Origin of the sequence: Okeania sp. SIO2B9 (genome assembly GCF_010672505.1) — a bacterium.
Taxonomy (GTDB): Bacteria; Cyanobacteriota; Cyanobacteriia; order Cyanobacteriales; family Microcoleaceae; genus Okeania; species Okeania hirsuta.
Map to the genome: position 1 here is coordinate 1 of NZ_JAAHGK010000395.1, position 5,772 is coordinate 5,772.

3 protein-coding genes are annotated in these 5,772 nt (G+C 33.4%); all 3 read right to left on the reverse strand.

Annotated elements, in window-relative coordinates; genetic code table 11:
- Positions 1-706: 706 nt before the first annotated feature.
- The 3 genes from F6K13_RS15295 to F6K13_RS15305 all read right to left on the reverse strand — a co-directional run bounded on the left by F6K13_RS15295 (position 707) and on the right by F6K13_RS15305 (position 5,145).
- Complete coding sequence (locus F6K13_RS15295) at positions 707-2,257, reverse strand: NAD(P)/FAD-dependent oxidoreductase (protein ID WP_124147612.1); 1,551 nt, start codon at positions 2,255-2,257, stop codon at positions 707-709.
- 1,429 nt (positions 2,258-3,686) lie between these two features.
- Positions 3,687-4,121: an AbrB family transcriptional regulator gene (locus F6K13_RS15300; RefSeq protein ID WP_124147613.1), complete on the reverse strand. Its 435-nt coding sequence runs from the start codon at positions 4,119-4,121 to the stop codon at positions 3,687-3,689.
- A 304-nt stretch (positions 4,122-4,425) separates the two neighbouring features.
- Entirely contained in the window at positions 4,426-5,145 is a 720-nt protein-coding gene (locus F6K13_RS15305) for a DUF2786 domain-containing protein (protein WP_124147614.1), read from the reverse strand.
- Positions 5,146-5,772 lie beyond the last annotated feature (627 nt).

Here is a 5,772-nt window from a genome sequence, read left to right on the forward strand (position 1 = left end):
GCGCTGTGCGCAGGCAACAGCTCATCTGGCAACAGCTCATCTGGGGGAATAAAAGACCGATAATACAAGACTTTTAGCTATTGGACAGTTCTTGTAATTTGTAAATATGCCAGCGCACATTGCTATAAATCCCACAATTAATAAGTCGGTTAACCGTGGTACATAAGGTAAGCATTCAGCCGTCAGCAATCAGCTATCAGAAGAGTGCTTTTAGTTGATGATCAAAGCAATATTTAATTCTCTTACTAAAAAAGTTAGCTCTCTTACCTTTAAAGTCTATATTAATTTAAATACTTTCCTATATGAGAGAGTCTTGTTGCATTAAGCAAACAGCTATTAGCTGTCAGTTAGAGCACAAAAAAAGGGGGTTTAAATGAATATAGACTTTGGAGCTGACTTTTGTAGTCATATTTTTCTAGCTCAATTAATAAAACTTTTATCACCTACTAAAAGAAATCGCTGATAGCTGACGGCTGAATGCTTACTTAAAAAGACGTGGCTTTCAAACTCTCGTCCTTCTTCCGTAATGTTCTGAGTTAAATGAAAGAAGAAGTTAGAAACTTGACTCATTATCATTGGTTGAATTTTCTTTGATTGATTAAGGGGGGTATGGCAACCGAATTTAGAATAAATTATCGGATTCTTTCAGTATTTCATTTTTGATTTCAGACTTAATTCGGTAACTTCTAGCCTCTAACTTCTGACTTCAACTATAATCCCCACCAGAACCATATTGCCATTGTTCAATCAAACGGCGATAATAATAATTTTGCTCCAGAGGAATTTTTGTCACTAAAAACGCCAATTTATCTCCTATAGGAGATAATAAACTAAAAATTCCCAAATTCAAATAATGTTTCATCCAATCTAATAAATTTCCGATGCCAACTTGAGGAATAATTTTAATGACTAAACCTGGTTGCTTTAAAGAAGTCATAAATAAAGTTTGTGCTAAAGCAGGAAACTGCACCACATCTTGCAGAAAAGGCTTAAGTACAAATTCCCCTAATCTATCCATTACCTGAAATACACCTGCCAATAGTTGATTAATTTGATTTGGTTCAACTTTTTGGTCTACCCCCACACTCATAGAACGTTGGAACAACCAAGTGACTGATATACTAGGCTGATAAGGTTGCAAAAGTGCTAGAGCATTTGAAGAAAGGTTGTCCGTTTGGAGAGCTTCATCAATACCCCCGGTTAGACGTTTCAAATGACGTACCATAGCTCCAAAACCGCCAAAACTAAGAGGAGATTGACTGCCACTACTATCGCCTACTGGCAAAATACGATTCCAGGGAGTCTTCAGGGGACTTTGACGATAACAGGGAAAAAAGCCAAAGAGGGCACGTTGGAATGTAAGTTGACTAAGCTCCACTTTTTGATATTCAGGCAATAAGCGGAGATATTCTTCAAAGAATGATTCTAGGGAAATTCTATCTGGGTGAGCATCTAAGTAGGTAAATAGATAAGTAGTTCGTCCATCTCTAGCAGGAAATGCTTCCCAAAAGTATTGACATTGGTTTTTTATAGGAGTGAATGAGGCAAAAATGTCTCCTGTATCGTTTTTTGGGTATCCAGTGGCACAAGTACCAACTACTAGACAGACAGCATCAGGTTTTTTGCCTTGGCGTGCTTGTTTCAGAATAGGAGAAAAATGCCCCATTGCATCCAGGAGCAGTCGAGCTTTGAATGATTGGCCATTATTAACCTGAATGTCGATCCCATCTGGATGAATAGTTGCTGCTTCGTAAGCTGTGTTTTCAAATAGTTGACCGCCTGCTTGAAGGAAACCCTGTTTTAGACTTTCTAAGAGGTAAACTGGATCTACACCTATATTGAGAACATCTTTTACCCAAATGTCTTCGCTCTCTGGAAAACTAATTCGCGCGGGGTTGTATTCGGTGGCGATCGCTGTTTCTAATTCTTCTGAGGAGAGAAGATTTAATTCTATAAATGTTTCTAGTTCTTTGCGGGATATGTTCCATTCTTGTTTCCTCCCTTTGAGGATACCTCGTTCTAACAGAGCTACCCGCCAACCTTTCTTTGCTAAGGTTGCTCCAATAAGTATACCCAGAGTTCCACCACAAATTACTACATCCCAGTCTAAAGTGTTTAATAATTGAGTTTCTTTTTTCACAGTAGTAGGAATAGAAATATTGTCTTCTCGAAGGTTTTGCCAAACCTGGTCAGCTTTCCGCAGACCTTGTAAAGGACTTCCCGGAATTTGCGAGAGAATTTGTTCTGTTAAGGACATAATTTTTTTGATTAATTTTTACCGTAATTATTTTATTGCTGATTTTTAAATATTCATTCAAATTATAAGCAATTTTGACGTTGCTGATTTGAGGTATGAAATCCTACTTTAGGTAAATTTTCAGCCAAAATAATAGTGCAAATTATACCTATTTCTTCCTATTTAGTCTCCGAAAAACTCCTTTCTATCTACTGAATTGCTCCTGATGAATTGTTAAATCATACATTTATTCACCAACGCCGTAATTTCATATTACAATTTCAATATAATTGTCATCTTTGTTATGAGTTTAAATAATTACAAAACAGATTTTTAGTTTGGAAGGCTTTTTTAGTAATTTGAAGTATTATAAGATTTTGCTTAACTATATTTAATATAACTATAACCATTTTTATTAATTGGTTAAGAAGCGTTGCACAGTAGACATCTCCAAAAATCAAAAATAAAATCAATTCTCACACATAAATTATCAATTATTCCCCTCCTGGGAGGGGGAGGGGCGAGGGGTGGGTTCCCTACTGCCTACAGCAAAGCTGCCTACTGCCTCTTTTCTAGAGATGTCTAGTGACGAATGATTTTAGATTTTTGATTGAATTGGATTTTGAATTTGAGAATTGCTAGAATTATTAATATTAGGTTTTTTTTAGTCAAAGTCTAAACTAATTTTTGGCAATATTATTCCATAATTTGCAACCTCGTTAAGATAATTATATTTATACTATAGCAATCCTAAATTGGTTGTGACAATTTTTATAATAGCTAATTTGAACTGAAAACTTTTAAAATTATGACTCCTGACTCCTGAATCCTGTAGGGGCGAATGGCCATTCGCCCCTACCACCAAAATATTACAAGTTAAATAGGATTGCTATATTTATGATTATTTTTAATAATTATTCAATTTTATCTAAGGTAACTTGTAACATTTCTCCAAAGTAATACTATAGTTGATCACTATTGCCTCTACTTCATATCGGGATTATTTCAGATATTTACACCTAAATCTCGAAGTAAATTCAACCCTATTTTTGTTATTTTTACCCACTTAACTTTTAAATAGATGTAAAGAAACTCAATTTTTTTGCATTGTACACCTAATTTAATTAGATTATCTCATCATTACTATCTTATAACTGAGAGCAAATAACAGTTTCAATCCTAAGACAATTCAGTTGTTTCTAATCGCTCTTAACTTACTTAAAACCGATCAAAATTATACCTGACAAAGTTAAAAATAGGTTCACCCATATTTAGGTATTTTTGAAGATCAAAATACTCAAATTTGTCAACTTGTCTTTCAAAGTCTATTTGCTGCCAAAAACTAGGTTTCAAATACTGTAGATGACTCTAGTTTTTTGCAGCACTTTGGAATACCTAGATGATGATAATCGCAGATTTTAGAGACCATTACGATTACTACAAAATTTATCTATTCTTCCTCATTATTTTCATCTTCTTTTTCTACTTCTATATTAATCTGCCTAAGATGAATATGTTTATGTCCTAACTGGATAATAAATTCATCCCCTGGTTTTAATCCCATTTCTTGTGTATAGTTAGCGCCTATTACTAACTGTCCATTTCTATGAACACAAGCACGGTAAGTAGCAGCACGCCCTCTTCCATCTTTAACATTGTTATCATCTAAATTTAGCCCCTTTGCCTGTAAAACTGCATCGTAGAACTTAGCAAGATTTACTCGTTTCTGCTTATCTTTTGTATTTGAATAATATCCGCAAGCAATAGCAGTATCTTTCTTTGACTTGTGCGAGAGTTCTTTGACTTTCTTCAACAATGCTTTACCAGTCAGTGGAGTATTTGATTGTTCTGAAGTATTTAATTTTTCTGTTGTTGTTTTAGCCATCTTCTCCATCTACTTAAAATATTCTTCCATAAACTTTAACACTTACGTCGTCTAATATCAAGCCTATTTAACGTTTTCTTTGAGGATATTATCTAATCTCAACTTCAGCGGAGCAACCAACCCCTAAAATCAGACAGTTTTAAGATGTAAAAAAAACTAATGATTAATAGTTATGTACTACTTACCAAATAATTAAGTTTTAAAGACTCCGATTTCAATAATAAATAAATCAAAAAAATCATGTTCGCCAATCATATCCATTTTCAGGAGAGGTAATTATTAATTATTAATTGTTAATTGTTAATTATTTACAGTTAACTGTTCGATGATTTTTGCCTTTGTATAAATGGTGATTTAAATAATTCAAATTTATTTTTTCCCCAGCAATATATCCAAAAGAAAAACCTAAATCATTATTAACGGCAGTCGATTTCTGAACTTTACATTTTACACCTTCTTGCTTTAAATATACTTGAATAGCTAAAGAATATTTTTCAAACATTGAGCGTACAACCATAGCAGATGCCGAATTTCGATCGTCACTACTAGCAATACCTTTTTCCTCCATGGATTTTCGTCTTTGCTCTAATCTCTGTCTTAATCTAGTTGCACAACCAACTCGAAAAGCATTAATAAAAGTTCTTCCTTTACCCCTATGTTGTTTTACTAAACTGTCAACTACAGCAGTTAAATATTCATAAAGTGATTTAGAAACTGTAATATTAGTTTCTGTTCCTACTAATCTCATTTCACCACTGTAAGTAGAACGCATTGCTTGACATCCATTAGCATTAGCAATTCCTGCTAAAATCCACATTTTCCAGGTAACATAACGACCTGTTCTATCAATAATACCCTTAGTAATATCTTCATCCTTTTCTTTTCCTAAATCTGCTACAGATAAATTATGTTGAGCTAATAATTCTGCTGCCTTCTCAGCCGCTAATGCAGCTTCATGTTCATTAGGTGAATTGGCAAGAGCTAGGAGTTTACTAATCTTTTCCAGGAGATTCTTATTGACCATTTCTCTCAGCTTATTTCTAATGCTTTATTATAAATTTTTTATTATGCAACTATACTTACTCAATGTAATATTTATGGTGTTGCTGATGCGTAGGTATGATTTGTATTTGTTGGCGATAATGCTCTGCATAGCTACCGCGAACGCTAAACTATTAAATGACAAATACTTGAGATTATTCAGTTTTTATTTTCATACCTTGATTCAGCAATGGGATATTTACTAGAGATTATGGTTTGTTTCAGAATAATTTTTTTTGATTATATTTAATTTTTCACAATTATTCTGTAGTGAGTATCATATAGATTATGATAGTAATTAGCTTTGATGTAATCCTATATAATCAAAATTTATCAAGCTATAAATAACTTTATTGAATTACAAAATGCTATGGCTTCATAACTATCAAACTTTCAAAAATGTGTTTTAGTATAATTCAACAAATGCTATTTTACTATAGTGCTTAGAACAGTGTTTTATTGAGTTATACATATCCAAATTTATTGTCTATTTTTTGTCCTCTAAATCTCAATTTTTTATCTCATCCAACTGATAAAAGCTATAGGTGGTGCTGCATTGTAATGGTCGTGCATTGTCCGGTAATTTTTGTTACGAGGCACGGCAGTGGAG

What these genes read in the sequence shown, in the direction of transcription:
- F6K13_RS15295 (WP_124147612.1), bottom strand. Translation starts at nt 2,257, where the DNA reads ATGTCCTTAACAGAACAAATTCTCTCGCAAATTCCGGGAAGTCCTTTA.
- F6K13_RS15305 (WP_124147614.1), bottom strand. Translation starts at nt 5,145, where the DNA reads ATGGTCAATAAGAATCTCCTGGAAAAGATTAGTAAACTCCTAGCTCTT.
- F6K13_RS15300 (WP_124147613.1), bottom strand. Translation starts at nt 4,121, where the DNA reads ATGGCTAAAACAACAACAGAAAAATTAAATACTTCAGAACAATCAAAT.